At 64.3% G+C, this 544-nt stretch carries 1 protein-coding gene; it reads left to right on the top strand.

Features of this window, described 5'->3' with window-relative positions:
- Window positions 1-544 (top strand): phospholipase D-like domain-containing protein (locus AC4D2R_RS18045; protein WP_490941478.1); only part of this gene is annotated, 544 nt, incomplete at both ends.

Here is a 544-nt window from a genome sequence, read left to right as displayed (position 1 = left end):
CCCTCGGTGGTTTTATCGCGGTTCAGGCGACCGTGATCGCCACGCTGATCGCCGCGGACGCGCTCAAGCGCCGATCCCGGGTGCGGCGCTCCCGATTCCCCCGGCCTGGCATGTTCGAGCACACGGTGGGCGACACGGGCACCCGGATTCACACCTACGGGGAGGATCTCTACCGCGACATGCTCGCCGCCATCGAGGGCGCGCAGCACCGCATTCTGATGGAGACCTACCTTTGGAAGAACGACGGAGTAGGCCGGCAGTTCCGGGACGCGCTCAACGCCGCTGCAGACCGCGGCGTCGAGGTGTACCTGATCTATGACGGCTTCGGCAACCTGGTAGTGCCCTCCTCGTTCTACCGTTTCCACCCCGCCGTGCACGTCTTCCGTTTTCCTGTCGTGCGCCGGCGTCTACTCTTCACCCCGTTGCGCGCAACCGGATTGACCCACCGCAAACTACTGGTCGTTGATGATGAAACTGGGTTCGTTGGCGGATACAACATCGGGTCCCTCTATGCCACGCAGTGGCGCGACACCCACGTCCGCCT

Source organism: Arthrobacter sp. TJ-217, from assembly GCF_058269255.1.
This window is presented reverse-complemented; position numbering and strand designations above follow the sequence as displayed.